This window comes from Algibacter miyuki (assembly GCF_030409805.1).
In the GTDB taxonomy this organism is placed as follows: Bacteria; Bacteroidota; Bacteroidia; order Flavobacteriales; family Flavobacteriaceae; genus Algibacter; species Algibacter miyuki.
On sequence record NZ_JAUFQP010000010.1, the window covers coordinates 82,257 to 99,123 of the forward strand.

At 33.4% G+C, this 16,867-nt stretch carries 18 protein-coding genes; 3 read left to right on the top strand and 15 right to left on the bottom strand.

Features of this window, described 5'->3' with window-relative positions; all coding sequences use genetic code 11:
* Positions 1-7: 7 nt before the first annotated feature.
* The 11 genes from coaE to QWY92_RS08435 all read right to left on the bottom strand — a co-directional run bounded on the left by coaE (position 8) and on the right by QWY92_RS08435 (position 10,209).
* Positions 8-601, bottom strand: coding sequence for a dephospho-CoA kinase (coaE, locus tag QWY92_RS08385; RefSeq protein WP_290270223.1), 594 nt, complete (start codon positions 599-601; stop codon positions 8-10).
* Positions 598-1,395, bottom strand: a complete 798-nt coding sequence (locus QWY92_RS08390; protein ID WP_290270225.1) for a YbbR-like domain-containing protein — start codon at positions 1,393-1,395, stop codon at positions 598-600. The genes coaE and QWY92_RS08390 overlap by 4 nt, the downstream gene beginning before the upstream one ends.
* A 158-nt stretch (positions 1,396-1,553) precedes the next feature.
* On the bottom strand, positions 1,554-2,558 hold the full coding sequence (locus QWY92_RS08395; RefSeq protein ID WP_290270227.1) for a glycosyltransferase family 2 protein: 1,005 nt from the start codon (positions 2,556-2,558) through the stop codon (positions 1,554-1,556).
* 67 nt (positions 2,559-2,625) lie between these two features.
* Entirely contained in the window at positions 2,626-3,447 is an 822-nt protein-coding gene (locus QWY92_RS08400; protein ID WP_290270230.1) for an enoyl-ACP reductase FabI, read from the bottom strand.
* A 167-nt stretch (positions 3,448-3,614) separates the two neighbouring features.
* The gene (gene recN, locus QWY92_RS08405; RefSeq protein ID WP_290270231.1) at positions 3,615-5,267 is read right to left on the bottom strand and encodes a DNA repair protein RecN; all 1,653 of its coding nucleotides are present in this window, start codon (positions 5,265-5,267) and stop codon (positions 3,615-3,617) included.
* Positions 5,268-5,335: 68 nt separating this feature from the next.
* Entirely contained in the window at positions 5,336-6,223 is an 888-nt protein-coding gene (gene porD / locus QWY92_RS08410; RefSeq protein WP_290270234.1) for a type IX secretion system protein PorD, read from the bottom strand.
* Positions 6,216-7,427 (bottom strand): bifunctional phosphopantothenoylcysteine decarboxylase/phosphopantothenate--cysteine ligase CoaBC, encoded by a 1,212-nt coding sequence (gene coaBC, locus QWY92_RS08415; protein ID WP_290270237.1) that lies wholly within the window; start codon positions 7,425-7,427, stop codon positions 6,216-6,218. The genes porD and coaBC overlap by 8 nt, the downstream gene beginning before the upstream one ends.
* Before the next feature lie 102 nt (positions 7,428-7,529).
* Complete coding sequence (locus tag QWY92_RS08420; RefSeq protein ID WP_042498299.1) at positions 7,530-7,859, bottom strand: DNA-directed RNA polymerase subunit omega; 330 nt, start codon at positions 7,857-7,859, stop codon at positions 7,530-7,532.
* A 13-nt stretch (positions 7,860-7,872) separates the two neighbouring features.
* Complete coding sequence (locus tag QWY92_RS08425) at positions 7,873-8,673, bottom strand: outer membrane protein assembly factor BamD (RefSeq protein WP_290270243.1); 801 nt, start codon at positions 8,671-8,673, stop codon at positions 7,873-7,875.
* 134 nt (positions 8,674-8,807) lie between these two features.
* Positions 8,808-9,689, bottom strand: coding sequence for a 4-hydroxy-tetrahydrodipicolinate synthase (gene dapA, locus QWY92_RS08430; protein WP_290270245.1), 882 nt, complete (start codon positions 9,687-9,689; stop codon positions 8,808-8,810).
* Complete coding sequence (locus QWY92_RS08435) at positions 9,682-10,209, bottom strand: DUF6913 domain-containing protein (RefSeq protein WP_377879549.1); 528 nt, start codon at positions 10,207-10,209, stop codon at positions 9,682-9,684. The genes dapA and QWY92_RS08435 overlap by 8 nt, the downstream gene beginning before the upstream one ends.
* Positions 10,210-10,267: 58 nt before the next feature.
* On the opposite strand from QWY92_RS08435, the gene QWY92_RS08440 reads away from it, so the two are divergent.
* On the top strand, positions 10,268-11,026 hold the full coding sequence (locus QWY92_RS08440; protein ID WP_290270250.1) for a 5'-nucleotidase C-terminal domain-containing protein: 759 nt from the start codon (positions 10,268-10,270) through the stop codon (positions 11,024-11,026).
* Between the two features lie 3 nt (positions 11,027-11,029).
* On the top strand, positions 11,030-11,944 hold the full coding sequence (locus tag QWY92_RS08445) for a bifunctional metallophosphatase/5'-nucleotidase (protein ID WP_290270252.1): 915 nt from the start codon (positions 11,030-11,032) through the stop codon (positions 11,942-11,944).
* 74 nt (positions 11,945-12,018) lie between these two features.
* Here the strand turns inward: QWY92_RS08445 and QWY92_RS08450 are convergent, their stop codons facing one another.
* From QWY92_RS08450 to QWY92_RS08465, 4 genes are all read right to left on the bottom strand, one after another.
* Complete coding sequence (locus tag QWY92_RS08450) at positions 12,019-12,747, bottom strand: hypothetical protein (protein ID WP_290270253.1); 729 nt, start codon at positions 12,745-12,747, stop codon at positions 12,019-12,021.
* A 78-nt stretch (positions 12,748-12,825) separates the two neighbouring features.
* Entirely contained in the window at positions 12,826-14,829 is a 2,004-nt protein-coding gene (gene ligA / locus QWY92_RS08455; RefSeq protein ID WP_290270255.1) for an NAD-dependent DNA ligase LigA, read from the bottom strand.
* Positions 14,830-14,983: 154 nt separating this feature from the next.
* Entirely contained in the window at positions 14,984-15,841 is an 858-nt protein-coding gene (gene prmC / locus QWY92_RS08460; protein WP_290270258.1) for a peptide chain release factor N(5)-glutamine methyltransferase, read from the bottom strand.
* Positions 15,842-15,866: 25 nt separating this feature from the next.
* Positions 15,867-16,361: a GNAT family N-acetyltransferase gene (locus tag QWY92_RS08465; RefSeq protein WP_290270261.1), complete on the bottom strand. Its 495-nt coding sequence runs from the start codon at positions 16,359-16,361 to the stop codon at positions 15,867-15,869.
* 50 nt (positions 16,362-16,411) lie between these two features.
* Between QWY92_RS08465 and QWY92_RS08470 the strand changes: the two genes are divergently transcribed.
* On the top strand, positions 16,412-16,867 hold the full coding sequence (locus QWY92_RS08470; protein ID WP_290270263.1) for a hypothetical protein: 456 nt from the start codon (positions 16,412-16,414) through the stop codon (positions 16,865-16,867).

Sequence of the window (16,867 nt, forward strand, 5' to 3'; positions counted from 1 at the left end):
TAAAATTCTATGATTTCGATAATTTTTTAAGGATTTCCGCATGTACAGCAGTCACTTGATTTCTAGTTTTTTCAATGTCTACATTCTCAATAACAAACTGCGAAAGCTTCACTTTTTCAGCGTCTGTCCATTGATTTTTCATAATGGCTTCTATTTTTTCTTCGGAAGAATTATCGCGCACCAAAAGCCTTTCTATTCTCAACTGTTTTGGAGCCGTTACAGCAATCACATAATCACACGCTTTATGCCCTCCATTTTCAAACAAGATAGCAACTTCTTTTATAACGTATGCGCTAGTTTGTTTATTTGCCCATTTTTCAAAATGACTGGCTACTCTAGGATGCACAATAGCATTCATCTCTTGTAAAACCTGCTCGTTATTAAAAATAATATTTGCAATAAAAGGTTTATTTAAGTCGCCATTAACATACACGTTTTCGCCAAATAAAGCAATGAGTTTGCGTTTAATAACTTTGGAAGTACGCATTAGCTTTTTAGCTTCATCATCAGCAATATAAACCGGTACACCTAATGCTGAAAACATTTTTGCAACCGTAGTTTTCCCACTACCAATACCGCCTGTAAGCCCAACTATAATCATTTTGTTATGATGAATTCTATGCGTTGCTGATTAATTTTTGCATTTTTAACTTGCTTAGGAAATGCCACTAACTCCGGAGTTAAAGTCGACGTTTTTCCTACTTTATTATAATCGCAAATTATTTCAAAATCTTTTACTGTTACGCTGTTAAAGTTATTTAAACTTACGTAATAAGATACGTTTATTTCTTTCGGAAAATATTTAATTCGTAATGAATCGGGACTGTTTATTACATGAACAGGCACTTTCAATTTTCCTTCCGTAAATTTTTCAACCTTCCCCTTTAAAAGAATGCTTTTATTTGAAAACTTTAAATCGGCCGTATTCGGAAGGCTTAATGTCATCACTTTAGAAATATCGCTTTTTACATCCACTAAAGTCACTGGTTCTGTTTCTATAAAATCTAATTTAGACACTAAAATATCTGGTCCAATTATCGATATAGAATCCGGTGATATTTCAAAATCGCCAGCCACATCATAACCTAATCCAAAATTAATATCCGATTTTAATACCACGGGCACTTTCTTAACCAAGTTTGTGCCATATTTAAAATATAGCGTATCTGGCGAAATATTAAGAACTTCAACCTGATCTTCAAATTGTGTATTTTTTAAATATTTAATGGACTTATGCCAAATGTATTCGGAATCTTTTCGGTACACATCCTTCTTGAAATCGACTACAATTTCAGGCTCTTTCATATAATAATTCAGCCATTTAAAACCATGCGTTTTTAATGTGATGTACAGCAAATTAGAACTATCATTCAAAATAACATGTTCCAGAGGCACGTTGATTTTTTTTACATGAAAAACCACAGTATTCGTATATTGTTTTGATAATTTATTGAAAATTAAAATAACAAATGCAGACAACAGAAAAAGCATGAAAACATTAATTTTCTTGCTTTTAATAGAAGCTAATAAGTGTGATTTTATTTTATTTATCATTACGCTTTAAAAAATAATTTTGGAAAGTGATCTTCAGGGTTTTTATTTAAAACCGCTACGGCAATCGTAGATTTTAAAAACCCATACCCATAACCAACAAACTGAATAATTATTGCAGGAATTGCCAACACGGAAACTACAATATTTTTAGTTGAAATTAAAGCTAACAAAAAGGCTACTCCGAAATAAAACGAATAAGCTATTAAGCCTAAATTATTACTAAAAAGAAGCAATAAAACAGCAAACACAAACCCCAAACAAAACAGCGTTGGAAACCAATACGTAATTTTTTTAGTTGAAGGGTGCCAGTTGTTTAAAATAGGCCGTACCATTCCAAATTTATTTACCTGCGTATAAAAATTAGACCAAGAAATTCGGCGTTTATGATATACAAAAGCTTCAGGTATTAAAGTGGTTTTAAAACCTAAATTCCATAAACGAATAGATAAATCGGGATCTTCACCAGGATGTATACGTCCAAACCCTTTAGATGCCTGAAAAGCAGCTTGAGAAAGCCCCATATTAAAACTTCGCGGCTGAAAAGTATCTACACTATTTTTATTCCCACGAATTCCACCTGTGGTAATAAAAGAAGTCATAGAAAAGTTAATGGCTTTTTGCAAATTAGTAAACGAGGCATGCGCGGCATCTGGCCCGCCAAAACAATCTACAAAATGTTGTTCTAAAGATTGTTCTACCTTGGTTAAATACTGCTCTGGCAAAATACAATCGGAATCTAAAATAATAAAATAATTTCCTTTTGCGCGTTGCATCCCATAGTTTCTAGAATCTCCAGGACCTGAATTTTCTTTAAAATAATACGAGATATTTAATTGATTTTTAAAAGCATCAACAATAGCTTTTGATGATAACTTAGAGCCATCTTCAACAATAACAATTTCGAAGTTTGTATTGGTTTTTAAGCCTACAAAACTCTCTAAAAGTTCTTGGGTTTCATCGGGACGATTATAAACCGGAATTATAAATGAAAACTCTAATTGCATAACACAAAAGTAACAAAAAAAGCCACCTTTTTAAGGGTGGCTTTTCATTATATAAATAATATTTTTACTATTTTTCTTCTGCAGCAACAAATGCACTCATAACTTCGTCGCTAACACCCATATTGCTAAAACCTCCATCATGGAATAAGTTTTGAAGTGTTACACGTTTAGTTAAATCACTAAACATAGAAACGGTATAGTTTGCACAATCTAAAGCTGTAGCATTACCAAGTGGCGACATTTTATCTGCGTAAGCAATAAAACCATCGAAACCTTTTACACCGCTACCTGCTGTAGTTGGTGTTGGCGATTGAGAAATTGTGTTTACACGTACTTTTTTATCTCTTCCGAAGAAGTATCCAAAACTACGAGCTACACTCTCTAAATATGCTTTATTATCAGCCATATCATTATAATCAGGAAACACACGTTGTGCAGCCATATAAGTTAAAGCAACAATAGAACCCCACTCGTTCATAGCATCTGCTTTGTAAAGCGTTTGCATCACTTTATGAAAAGACATTGCAGAAACATCTGTTCCTTTTTGGGTCCATGCATAATTTTGATCGGTATAGTGCTTTCCTTTACGTACGTTAATAGACATTCCGATAGAGTGTAAAACAAAATCAATTTTACCTCCAAGAATTTCCATAGATTGCTCTACTAAATTCTGTAAATCTTCTTCCGAAGTCGCATCAGCAGGAATAATTTGAGAACCAGTTTTTTCAGCCAATTCATTAATCTGTCCCATTCTCATGGCAACTGGCGCGTTTGTTAAAACAAAAGTTCCGCCTTCTTCATGAACACGTTCTGCAGTTTTCCAAGCAATTGAATTTTCATCTAATGCTCCAAAAATAATTCCTCTTTTTCCTTTTAGTAAATTGTACATATTAATTGGTTTATTTCCCTAATTCAACAAAACGCTTATTTTGGTTTGTTTCGTTGTTATCTCCTTTTACAAGGCTATAATACAGGTCGTATTTTTAATTTATTGATTAATTTAACGCCGCAAAAATACTAAACTTTAAACTTTAAAGCTTAAAAGCTTTAGTTTTTTTAATTTAGTAACTCCTTAGCATGTGCAATGGCTGATGACGACATTTCTATTCCTCCCAACATTTGTGCAATTTCCACAATACGTTCATCGTGATTTAATTTTAACAAATTGGTTCGGGTAACATCGTCTACATCTTCCTTATAGACTTTAAAATGCGAATGGCCTTTAGCTGCAACTTGCGGTAAATGTGTAATAGAAAACACTTGCATGGTTTTACTCATGTCCTGCATAATATCTCCCATTTTGTTAGAAATTTCACCAGAAACTCCAGTATCAATTTCATCAAACATAATGGTTGGTAATTGTATGTAATTTGATAAAACAGATTTAATAGCAAGCATAATTCGGGATAACTCACCACCAGACGCTGCTTTTTTAAGCTCGTTAAATTGGCCTCCTTTATTTGCAGAAAACAGAAACGTTAGTTCGTCTTGGCCATTTGCAAAAAAGGCATCTTTTAATGTCGCTTCAATTTTAAACTGAGCATTTGGCATCCCTAAGCTCGCTAAAATAGTTTCTAATTCCTTTTTTAACTGCGGAATTACAGCAACACGTGTTTTATTTATTTCTTTTGAAATCTTATTAATTTGCTTGGTTTTAGTTAAGATTTCATTTTCTTTTTTCTGAATATTTTCATCTAAACTCTCTGTTGCGGAAACCTTTTCTTCTAATGCATTTTTAATTTGAATAAGCTCTGCTACATCTTCCGCAACGTGCTTTTGCATTAAATTGTGAATGGCTTTAAGTTTAGCATCTACAACTTCTAATCTGGCCGGATCGGCATCTAATTCCTCTTGCAAAGTATCTACCTCGCTAAAAACATCGTCCATTTCAATAAGACTGCTATTAACGCGATTAAATAAATCTTCATATTTAGAAGATATACCTGATAACTTCTGAAATACATTCTTCAAATTAGTTAAACTCCCTAGAACGCCAATTTCTTCTTCAGAAAGTAATTGATGTGCTTCCGATAGTTTTTCCTGTATGCCTTCAATATTATTTAAAGTCTCATACTCCTCCTCTAGTGTTTCCACTTCACCATCAACTAAATTAGCTTCTACCAATTCACTTAATAAAAAGGAGTTGTAATCGTGCTCTTTAATGGCTTCCGCCTGAAAGGTTAAAAGTTCTTTTAAATCCTTCTGAAGTTTTTTATAGCTTTTTAATTCAACCTTATAATCTTGTAAAATAGCATCGTTATTAGCTAAAGCATCAATTATTTGAAACTGAAAACCATTATCGGTTAACTGCATGGTTTGATGCTGAGAATGGATATCGATTAACCGTTCGCCCAAAATCTGTAACCCTTTTAAATTCACCGGAGAATCGTTTACAAAAGCTCGTGATTTGCCTGAAGGTAAAATTTCGCGACGGATAATAGTTTGCTCTTCATAATCAAAATCTTCGGCTTCAAATAAGGCTTTCAATTTATAGTTTGAAACATTAAAAACAGCTTCAATAATGCACTTTTTTGAAGTGTCTTTTAAATTACTTAAATCGGCACGTTTTCCTAAAATTAAAGATAAACCACCAAGTAAAATGGACTTTCCTGCTCCAGTTTCACCAGTAATTATAGAAAACCCATCGTTAAAATTAACTTGCAAATGATCTATTAAAGCGTAATTTTTTATTGAAAGCGATGTTAACATGTGTTAGACTTTGTATAAGCTTTTAGTGATTGTGTTTTGTGCTTTTATATGGAAAATACAACGCAAATTTAAAACGTTATACTATTCCATTTTGTGCTATGCATAGGTGCTATGCTCTGTAAATTCTCTTTTAAAGTAGCAATATTTACTTTTGGACCATCGCTAAATACTTGTACCACTTCATCTGCTTTTGCATCGAAAAACGTACGTAATAAAAAGGAATTGGGTCTACGACTATTCATTTCCTTAAATGAAGAAAGCGCTTTGGATATATTTTCTTTTCCTTCGGAAGCTTTATCAGCCATCAAATCTAATCCTGTTCTGTGATATGCATAAATTACAGATCGGTATTCTTTAAATGTTGGCGATAAAAGATTGTCGATAAGTGCAAAACGGCTTTGTAAACCATCTTCTAATTTCCATCCCGCAGCATTGCCTTGTTGAGAATAATTAGTTATAATTTGAGCTTGCTTAAAATGTGCATCTCCACCTTTTTGAGCGTAAGAATCGGCATCAATACCCAATATCATATACACATGAAATGCTAAAACAGAAACCAAATTAGACTCGTATTGCGTTGGGTTATAAATTAAATTTTGAAATTCTAAGTAATTGAAATTAAAATTTTTATCGTTAAAATTATAAATTGGTGAACTATACGACGAGCCAAAAATAGGACGCGCAGCCTGCACTTGTAGTGTGGCTTTAAACGATTCGCCACTATATTCCACCACACTAATAAACATACTACAATCTATACGTTCTTGTGGTGCAAATTTCTGGTTAGTCCATTTGGTTTTATTGACAAACTCGTTAAGTTGCTTTTCTAAAGATTTAAAAATACTAAGATTTTCGTTTCCCGTTTGTTCCGCATTAACCACAACTTTGCAGTTTAATTCTTGCGAAATTCCTGTGAAACTTACTAAAACCAATAAAACAACTAATAGTTTACGCATCTGTCTTTTCAATAATTTTGTTTAATAAATCTATAGCTACATCGGCTTTAGACTTTAGGCTGTTTTCGGTAATATTACCCGCATCATCAATAAATGTGACCTTATTAGTGTCGCCTTGAAAACCTGCACCTTTATCGTTTAACGAATTTAAAACAATTAAATTTAAATTCTTCTTTTTTAATTTTCCTTTTGCATTTTCGAGCTCGTTATTCGTTTCTAAAGCAAAACCTACTAAAAACTGATTGGTTTTAGCAGCGCCCAAAGATGCAAGAATATCTTTTGTTCGTCCCAACTCTAAAGTTAACGTATCACTCTTCTTTTTTATTTTCTGATGCGCCACTTCTTTTGGTGTAAAATCGGCTACAGCGGCAGAAAGTATAGCCACATTTGAAGTGTTAAAGTGCTCATGAACGGCCTGATACATATCTGCAGCACTTACCACAGGAATCACATTAATTAAACTATGTGATGCTTTTTGATGCGTTGGTCCAGAAACCAAAACCACTTCGGCCCCTAAGTTCGCAGCTGCTTTTGCGATCTCAAATCCCATTTTACCACTAGAATGATTACCTATAAAACGAACTGGATCTATAGCTTCATAAGTTGGCCCAGCGGTGATTAAAACTTTTTTTCCGTGTAACGGAAGATTTCCTAAAATATCATTTTCTATAAATGAAACAATATCCTCGGGTTCAGCCATACGTCCCTCGCCTACTAATCCACTTGCTAATTCGCCTGTTCCCGCAGGAATCATAATATTTCCAAAAGCTTCAAGTTTAGAAAAAGATGCTATAGATGATGGGTGCTTATACATATCTAAATCCATTGCTGGCGCAAAATACACTGGGCATTTTGCCGATAAATACGTCGCAAGTAATAAATTATCGCTATTTCCATTCGCCATTTTAGACAAGGTATTTGCCGTTGCTGGAGCTATAACAAAAACATCTGCCCATAACCCTAAATCGACATGATTATTCCAAATGGCATTATCGTCTTCCTCATTCGTGAAGGTAGAATGCACCGGATTTTTTGATAGTGTAGATAAGGTTAGCGGCGTTATAAAATCTTTGGCACTAGGCGTCATGATAACTTTTACCTGCGCTCCCGATTTCACCAATAACCTAACTAACGATGCTGTTTTATATGCAGCAATACCTCCAGTTATGCCTAATAGTATGTTTTTACCGTTTAGTATACTCATAGAAAAGGATTCTGTTTTTAAATTTAGGTAATAACCTAAGAAACTCCAAACCCATATATAGTATCGGTTTGGAGTTTAAAAAAGGTAATAAAATGCTAAAGATTACTCTTGAGTATCTTCTTCAGTATTTCTAAAATAGATTTTATCTGTTAACCATTCTTGAACGGCTAACGAGTGAGGTTTTGGTAATTTTTCGTAAAACTTAGACACCTCAATCTGCTCTTTATTTTCAAAAATCTCTTCAAGACTATCGTTGTAAGTCGCAAATTCTTCTAACTTATCGATAAGTTCTTTTTTGATCTCTGTATTTATTTGCTCTGCACGTCTTGATATAATTGAAATTGACTCATAGATGTTTTCTGTAGGCTCATCTATTTGATTTCTATCATACGTAATCGTATTTACTGGAGCATTGGTTTTCTTTAAATCCATTTGGTATCGTTATTTAACTTTTTGTGCTATAATTATTCAAAGCTTCATTTAATTCAATTGCCATATCATCTACTTCTGCAATATACTCAGAATTTACATAGCTCTTTTTAAAGCTTTCGTAATATTCTTTAGCTTGATTTAAACGGGCTTGCTTTTTACGTTCTACACTATTCATTGCCAATTTATAAGCGGCATCCAATCTGTAAAACAAAGCTTTTTCTCTTAATGAAGATCCTGGAAAATCGAAAATGAAATTATCAAACGATTTTATAGAGGCTTCATAATCGGCTATTGTATTATATTGTTTAGCAATACTGTAAGCCTTAGTTTCTAATTTTAAATCTAATTCTTGCACCAAAGCATTCGCATCGGCACTATATTCAGAATCAGGAAAAAGATTAATAAAAGTTTGTAGCTTTTCTATTGCTGAAACCGTTTCTTTTTGGTCTTTCGAATAAATAGGCGAAAGCATAGAATAACTTTTTGCGCTTAAAAAAGACGCTTCTTCTAACTTTTCACTTTTTGGGTAACTCGATGCAAAACGCTCAAACTGATAACCTGCAACATAGTAATCTTTCATTTCGTAAAACGAATTAGAGTACAAGTACATTAATTTTTCAGCCTGTGGTTTCCCTCTATAATTAGGTACAATTTGTGCAAACAAACGATTTGCTTTTGCAAACTTACCTTCATTATATAATTCTTCACCCATTTTAAATTTGGTCGCGATATCTTCAGATTTTAAAACCTTTTGATATTCGCCACAACTACTTAAAATCGTGGATGCTAGTAAAATGTAAAAAAACTTTTTCATAAACATAAAAGAGGATGCAAAATTAAGTTAATAATATGGATTTTAAAAATATAATTTTTAATCCAAACTTTTGCTAAAATAACGGCTTAAACCCAGCAATCATAAGGTTTAAGTTATATTTAACACACTTTAAACTATACGTAAGCCTTTACAAAATTGTTGATTTTTTGTTTTAAAGCGCCAGATGCAGGCACTAACGGCAACCTCACAGTATCTTCGCATAAATTTAAAGCTTGAAAAACGGCTTTAATACCAGATGGGTTGTTTTCTTCAAAAATATAATCTATCGCATCCATTAATTTAAAATGAAGTTGATACGCTTGAGTGTTTTTCCCTTGTAATCCTAAACGAATCATTTCAGAAAAATCTTTAGGAAACGCTTGCCCTATTACAGATATAACACCCGATCCGCCGGCTAAGACAATGGCTAATGCTAAATCGTCATCACCAGAAATCACTAAAAAGTCTTGTGGTTTGTTTTTTATCAATTGTAAATACTGCGCCACATTATTACCCGCTTCTTTTACTGCGATAATGTTTTTAAAATCGTTAGCCAATCTTAAAGTCGTATCTACATCCATATTTTTAGATGTTCTTCCAGGCACATTATATAGGATAATATCAACCGGACAAGCCTCTGAAATAGCTTTAAAATGCTGATAAATTCCTTCTTGAGTAGGTTTACTATAGTATGGAGACACCGATAAAATAGCATCTATACCACTTAAATCTGTGTTTTTAATTTCCTCTATAACTTGCATGGTGTTACTACCACCAATACCTAAAACTAATGGTACACGCCCATTTGCTGCTTTAGAAATAGTATCTACAATGGCTTGTTTTTCTGCTTTGGTAATGGTAACACTTTCAGCCGTCGTACCGCTAATTACTAAATATTCCACGCCGTTTTCAATATTGAAATTTACAATATTGGTTAAGGCGTTATGATCTACCGTTAAATCAGTCTTAAATGGCGTTACCAATGCAACTCCTGTCCCAAGAAACTTACTATTCATTCTTAATTTTATTTAATATTTTTAAGTATTTAAAAGCTTCGTTTTTAAACAAATCGAACTCTTTTAAGTTTGTTTTTATAATTAAATCGTTTAATCGTTCGTCGGATTGTAAAATTCCAATTTTCAATTTCGCTTTAGATTTTGCTGTAATTAGCTTTAGTTCTAACGCTTCGGTTAGATAATAACTTACTAAAACATCAAATTCAGTATCTAAAAACCGTTGTAATTCGGGATTTTTAACACTCCCTTTCCATCCAAAATCTTTTGGATTAAAGCAATCGTCCCAAGTTTTTAAATCGTCTTTTAAATTTTTAGAAAACGCAATGATTTTCAATTTATTAGACCTCACATTAAAGGCACTGGCTAAGTTTTTAAACATATCGAAATTATCAATTTCGTCTATATTTAAAATAACACCTAAACTTTCCACATCACCATCAGCAACCTCTAGCTGACGTTCCGATAACAATTTGTTCAAGTATTTTTTATTAGATTTTTCTTTAAAACCCTTTAAAATCATTTACCTTTATGCTTTGCGCAAAGGTAGCAAAAGTACATTCAAAAAATTAGTTTAATATATGAGGATTACATATTTATTTATTTTGTTAAATATTTTTGTTTTTTCGAGTTGTAAAGAACAGAATTTACACCTTTCGAAAATCGAAGGCAAGCAAATTGCAATTACAGATTCTATAGAAAATAATACCGAAATTGAAGCGTATATTAAACCTTTTAGAGACCGCATTGAAAACGATTTAGATAGTGTTTTAGCATACTCCGTTGATACTTACACAAAGAAAGACGGCGAATATAATACAGCTATAGGTAATTTTATGGCCGATGCAGTTTATAGTGAATCTAATCCTATTTTTAAAAGCCGAACAGGCCATGATATTGATATGGTTTTACTAAACCATGGTGGTATTCGTTCTATTTTATCGAAAGGTAATGTATCAAAAAGAACAGCTTTCGGATTAATGCCTTTTGAAAACAGTATTGTAGTTGTAGCCCTAAAAGGAGAACAAATGAACGCTATGATAGATTACTTATCTCAAGGAAAACGTGCACATCCCGTTTCTAATTTAAAATTAAAAATAGACAAAAACAGTAAAGTAATTGAAGCCAAGGTTAATGGTAAACCCATTGAAAAAGAAAACACCTACTATGTGGCTACAAACGATTACTTATACAATGGCGGCGACAATATGTCCTTTTTTAAAACCAACGATAGTTTATACGTTTTAAATTATAAAATTAGAACGGCATTAATTGATAAGTTTATAAAACTCGACACCATTAACCCCGTTATAGACGACAGATTCACCCAAATTAAATAAGATATGAAACGTAGAAACTTTATACAACAAGCTGCAGCAGGAACAGCATTGGTTACTTTGGGCACCACCGGATTACAATCGTTTACAACGCTTGGCAAAACAACTAAAATAACAATATTACACACCAATGATGTACACAGCCATATTGACGCCTTTGGTCCAGAAGATGGGCGAAATGCTAACAAAGGCGGTGTAGCACGTAGAGCCACTTTAATTGACACCTTCAGAAAAGAAAACCCGAACACCTTATTATTAGATGCCGGCGATATTTTTCAAGGCACGCCGTATTTTAATTATTATGGCGGTGAATTGGAGTTTAAACTGATGAGTAAGTTGAAATATGACGCAGCTACTATTGGTAATCATGATTTTGATAATGGTATCGAAGGTTTATATGCACAATTACCACATGCGGAATTTCAATTTATTACAGCTAATTACGATTTCTCGAATACCATAATGGACACCCATACTAAACCTTATACTATCTTCGTAAAGGACGGTATTAAAATTGGCGTTTTTGGCTTAGGAATTAAACTTACCGGATTGGTAGACCCAGCGATGTATAAGGAAACACAATACCTAGATCCGATTGAAACAAGCCAAGAAATGACCCGCATTTTAAAAGATGACGAACATTGCGACTTAATCATCTGCTTATCGCACTTAGGATATAATTATACGAATAGTGATAAAATTGGCGATTTAAAACTAGCCGAAGCGACAAAAGACATCGATTTAATTATTGGCGGACACACCCACACCTTTTTAAAGAAACCAACGGTGGTAAAAAATAAAGCAGGTGTTAATACTCTAGTCAATCAGGTAGGTTGCTATGGTATTAATTTAGGAAAAATTGATTTCTACTTTGATGCTGATAAAAATAAATCGGCTAACGGAACTTCTATTATTGTATAGAAGAGCAACATTACTTATCTTAAAATTCATTAGAAACACCAGTTCTCAATACTTCGAAAAACACTATAAATAGCTTATTTTTTTTTCCGAAACTCCCGACTTAAATTAGACTGTTTTGTTTGCTCATAAAAGAAATAAAATGCGCCCAAAATAAGTGTAGTTACTAAAAAGCTCAACAAGTTACTTTTAGAAATAAATATGTTTGCCACAAGAATCACTTCAGCAAAAACAATACATAATACACCACAAAACAGGAATAATGATTTTTCGTTATCGCGATAGAAGTAATTTAATAAAGAAACTGAAAGTAATAATAACATCATCACATTATAAAGACATTCAAAATAATAATCGATATTATAAATGATACCAGGCTCTTGTATCGCTTGTAAAACATATATTAAATAGACATTTAAAGCTGAAAGCACTAATAAATGTATTCTACAATGGCGTAAAACATACTTGATTGATAACGATTTTAACAACATCACCAATAACATCGCGTAAGCCGAAATAGATAAAATATTCCCTAGATAATACCTCGTTTGAAAAAACATCGATCCGCGATTAAAGTGAATGAAATGACCTGCAAACCGCACTAAATCCGAGAGGCTATAAAGCACCATAAACAATAAAAAGAAACGTTCTCGAGACTTAACATATAACAAATAACGAACAGTGATAATGGGCACTATAAAAGTCTCCAAAATACTCGCCATATCCTCATTTCCACTAAATTCAAAAAAAACAAATAAAGCATAAACGATTAATACTAAGACTACAAAAAATTTCGATTTGAACATATCCCCAACTAAAACAGTTCGCTAATATAATCAAAAATAACGAGTTAACAGATTTAATAAGCATTTAATCGATATGATTTACTCAATACTTAACATTTGTAAGAACTCACTTTCATTTATAAGATTGATATTTAATTTTTCTGCTTTTTCTTTTTTACTCGGCCCCATATTCGCTCCAGCGACTATAAAACTTGTTTTAGAAGATATAGAACTACTCACTTTTCCGCCATTATCTTCAATAAGCTTTTTAAGTTCATTTCGCGATATATTCTCAAAAACACCTGTAATTACAATAGATTTACCAACTAACAAACTCGTTTTCCCAACAAGTTCTTCAGCAGACATCTCGAGTTGCAGCCCGAAAACTTTTAAACGATTAATGGTATCCATATTTTCTTCGGAAGTAAAAAACTGACTAACGCTCTCGGCTATCTTAACACCAATTTCGTCAACGTTTACTAATTCCTCTTGCGTGGCAACACTTAAAGCATCGATACTTTTGTAATGTCTCGCCAGCTTTTTTGCAACAGTTTCACCTACATAGCGAATACCAATTGCAAAAAGTACGCGTTCAAACGGAATATTCTTTGATTGCTCTATACCGGCAATTAAATTATCTGCACTTTTTTCAGCCATACGTTCTAACGGAAGTACTTGCTCTTTGGTTAGTTGGTACAAATCGGCATAATTAGAAATTAAATTCTCGTTCACCAAAAGCGCCACCGTCTCCCCTCCTAAACCATCGATATCCATAGCTTTTCGTGAAATATAATGTTGAATTCTACCAATAATCTGAGGATTACAACCGTTATAATTTGGGCAGTAATGCTGAGCTTCACCAGCCTTACGTTCTAACAACGTATTACATTCTGGGCAATGTGTAATGTATTGCGTTGGCACAGAATTCGCTGGACGTTGCGATAAATCGACTCCTAAAACTTTTGGAATTATCTCGCCTCCTTTTTCCACGTAAACACAATCATTAACACGGATATCTAATTTCTCTATCTGATCAGCATTATGCAAAGAAGCACGTTTTACCGTAGTTCCTGCCAATTCTACAGGTTCTAAATTAGCCACTGGGGTTATAGCTCCCGTTCGCCCAACTTGATAGGTTATACTATTTAATTGCGTTGAAATTTGTTCAGATTTAAATTTATAAGCCATAGCCCAACGCGGGGCTTTCGATGTAAACCCAAGATTTTCTTGCTGCTCGAGACTATTCACTTTCACAACAACACCATCGGTTTCATAAGGTAAATCGTGACGATGCACATCCCAATAATTTATAAACTCAAAAACTTCATCTATAGAATTCACCAATTTAGCCACTTCAGGCACCTTAAAACCCCATTGTCGTGATTTTTCTAAACTTTCAAACTGACTACTCACACCTAAATTCGTCCCCGTTAAATTATATAACAAACACTCTAAAGGGCGCTTAGCAACTTCTGCACTATCTTGTAACTTTAAACTTCCTGAAGCTGTATTTCTAGGATTTCGATAAGGCTCCTCGCCTATTTCAATTCGAGCTTCATTCATTTTATGAAACCCATCAAAAGGCAATACAATTTCTCCACGAATGTCGAATTTCTGCGGAAAATCACCTTTCAACTGTAACGGCACCGATTTTATAGTTTTTATATTCGTCGTTACCACGTTACCCTGCACACCATCACCACGCGTTACTGCTTTGACCAACGCTCCGTTTTCATAAGTTAAACTGATGGATGCGCCATCGTATTTTAACTCGCAAGTGTATTGCACATCATCTTCAATTATTTTTTTAATTCGCGTTTCCCAATCAAGCAAATCTTCTTTAGAATACGAATTATCCAAAGAGTACATGCGATGTTCATGCTTTATAGTTTCAAAATTTTTAGTCACCTCGCCTCCAACACGTTTTGTTGGCGAATTAGCATCGGAAAATTCAGGATACTTAGCCTCTAATGCTTGAAGTTCTTTTAATTTTATATCGAAATCGTAATCAGAAATCGTAGCATTATCCAACACATAATAATTATGATTATGTGCACGTAATTCGTTCTGTAAATCTTGAATTTGCTTTTTAATATTACTCATTGAAAGAGGTGTACTTAATGTGAATTTTTAATTTTGATTGGGGTGTTATTTGGTAAGCTTGCATTTTAAGTTTTCAAATTTAGCAAATACAAACTAAATACAAAACCTTAAGCTGTTTTACAGACGCCTTCAGCAATGAAGACTTAGCATTTAATCAATTTTCCAAAACCCCACTAATCATTCTATCCTTTCTAAACATATCTTGTTTTAGATGAATATCTTCAAACTGATTCCTTTTTAATAATTGAATCATTTCGTTTCCTAGATATTCATTTATTTCAAAAAACAGCGCTCCATTTTTATTTAAGTTCTTTACAGCAAACTCAGTAATGGCTTTATAAAATTTTAATGGATTTTCATCTTCAACAAACAAAGCTAAATGTGGCTCGTTTTCCAAAACGTTCGCTTGCATCAGCTCTTTTTCTAAATTCCGAACATATGGCGGATTAGAAACAACAATATCAAATTTAAGAGCTATTGCCAATCCAGAATCATTAACAGATAAAATATCTTGATTAATAAAAGTAACATCAACCGAGTTCAATTCGGCATTTTGCTTGGCCATTTTTAAAGCTTCCGCACTTATATCTAAAGCAAAAACCTTAGCGTTTGGCAAATGTTTCGCAATAGAAACCGCTATACAGCCACTCCCCGTACCAATATCTAAAATGTTCAAACTTTCATTTTCGGGAGCATATCTTAATACCCAGCTCACCAACTCTTCCGTTTCTGGGCGCGGGATTAAGGTTGCTTCATTCACTTTAAAAGGTAAACCGTAAAATTCGGTTTCACCTAAAATATACTGAATGGGCTTTTGCTGTTTTAATAACTCCAACGCTTCTAAAATAAGAACCTCATTTTGGGTTTCTAAATCTAAATCCATAGCCAGCTGCAACCGCGTAACCTTATCATAAGTTTCAATTAGAATATAAAAAAAACTATCGACTTCTTCACTTTGGTATAATGCATCTAATGCTTGATGGAACGTATTTTGAATATCCTTTAACTTCATCTTATTTTTTTCAGTGCAACTAAAGTTACAAATTTTTAGTCATCCAAACACCACAAGAAAAATGCCCCGTATTACCAAGCGCTTTATCTAAATGCTTAAACCCGTTTGCTTCGTAAATATGAATAGCTGCTTTTAATTGTGTTGCCGACTCTATATAACAAGTTTTATAGCCCAAACGCTTCGCTGCTTCCAAACATTTATCAAAAAGCAATTTACCAAAACCTTTCCCTCTAATTTTAGGAGAAAAATACATTTTTTGAATTTCGCAAACCGAAGTCTCAAAATCCTTTAACGGCTTTATACCTCCTCCGCCTAACACTTCTCCATCAACATCTATAACAAAATACACATCGTTTGCGCTTTGGTACGCTTCAAACATTTGTTTTGTTTCCGGATCGGTATATGCCGTGCCTTCCAACGGAATTTTAAACTCATGAAAACAACCTCGGATAACTTGTTCAAGTTCCGCATTATCATTTGACCTAATTTCTCGAATAACTATATTATCTTTGTGTTCCATAATACCGTGCTTTTGGCAGGTGAAGATACAGTTAATCGCAAAATGTTCTCATGAAGAAACTCATAATTTTATCAACAATTCTAATCTCTTTTTTAAGCTGTACCGTAACCGAAAAACCTACTTTTATTGGAGTAGAAAACATTAAACTTCTAAAATCAACTTCTAGAAATGTTACTTTTACAGCCGATGCCCTATTTCTAAACGCTAATGATATTGGAGGCACTCTGCAAACTGATGAAATTAAAATTTTTGTAAACAATAATGAAATGGGCTACATTTCAGCCGAGAGTTTTGATGTTCCTGCTAAAAAAGAATTTTCTATTCCGTTAACTGCACAAATCCCTACCGATAGTATTTTTAGCGATAAAAGTTTAGGTGGGTTACTAGGAAGTTTATTCAGTAAAAAAGTAAAAATTCAATACACCGGGGAAATTAATTATAAAGTTTTCGGTTTTTCGCATAGTTATGCGGTTGATGAAACTGAAGATGTCAAAATAAAATTTTAA

Coding starts and splice junctions, on each gene's coding strand:
- QWY92_RS08465 (WP_290270261.1), bottom strand. CDS start 16,361: ATGGAACACAAAGATAATATAGTTATTCGAGAAATTAGGTCAAATGAT.
- QWY92_RS08395 (WP_290270227.1), bottom strand. CDS start 2,558: ATGCAATTAGAGTTTTCATTTATAATTCCGGTTTATAATCGTCCCGAT.
- QWY92_RS08420 (WP_042498299.1), bottom strand. CDS start 7,859: ATGGATTTAAAGAAAACCAATGCTCCAGTAAATACGATTACGTATGAT.
- coaE (WP_290270223.1), bottom strand. CDS start 601: ATGATTATAGTTGGGCTTACAGGCGGTATTGGTAGTGGGAAAACTACG.
- recN (WP_290270231.1), bottom strand. CDS start 5,267: ATGTTAACATCGCTTTCAATAAAAAATTACGCTTTAATAGATCATTTG.
- dapA (WP_290270245.1), bottom strand. CDS start 9,689: ATGAATAGTAAGTTTCTTGGGACAGGAGTTGCATTGGTAACGCCATTT.
- QWY92_RS08470 (WP_290270263.1), top strand. CDS start 16,412: ATGAAGAAACTCATAATTTTATCAACAATTCTAATCTCTTTTTTAAGC.
- coaBC (WP_290270237.1), bottom strand. CDS start 7,427: ATGAGTATACTAAACGGTAAAAACATACTATTAGGCATAACTGGAGGT.
- QWY92_RS08400 (WP_290270230.1), bottom strand. CDS start 3,447: ATGTACAATTTACTAAAAGGAAAAAGAGGAATTATTTTTGGAGCATTA.
- QWY92_RS08440 (WP_290270250.1), top strand. CDS start 10,268: ATGAGGATTACATATTTATTTATTTTGTTAAATATTTTTGTTTTTTCG.
- ligA (WP_290270255.1), bottom strand. CDS start 14,829: ATGAGTAATATTAAAAAGCAAATTCAAGATTTACAGAACGAATTACGT.
- prmC (WP_290270258.1), bottom strand. CDS start 15,841: ATGAAGTTAAAGGATATTCAAAATACGTTCCATCAAGCATTAGATGCA.
- QWY92_RS08450 (WP_290270253.1), bottom strand. CDS start 12,747: ATGTTCAAATCGAAATTTTTTGTAGTCTTAGTATTAATCGTTTATGCT.
- porD (WP_290270234.1), bottom strand. CDS start 6,223: ATGCGTAAACTATTAGTTGTTTTATTGGTTTTAGTAAGTTTCACAGGA.
- QWY92_RS08425 (WP_290270243.1), bottom strand. CDS start 8,673: ATGAAAAAGTTTTTTTACATTTTACTAGCATCCACGATTTTAAGTAGT.
- QWY92_RS08435 (WP_377879549.1), bottom strand. CDS start 10,209: ATGATTTTAAAGGGTTTTAAAGAAAAATCTAATAAAAAATACTTGAAC.
- QWY92_RS08445 (WP_290270252.1), top strand. CDS start 11,030: ATGAAACGTAGAAACTTTATACAACAAGCTGCAGCAGGAACAGCATTG.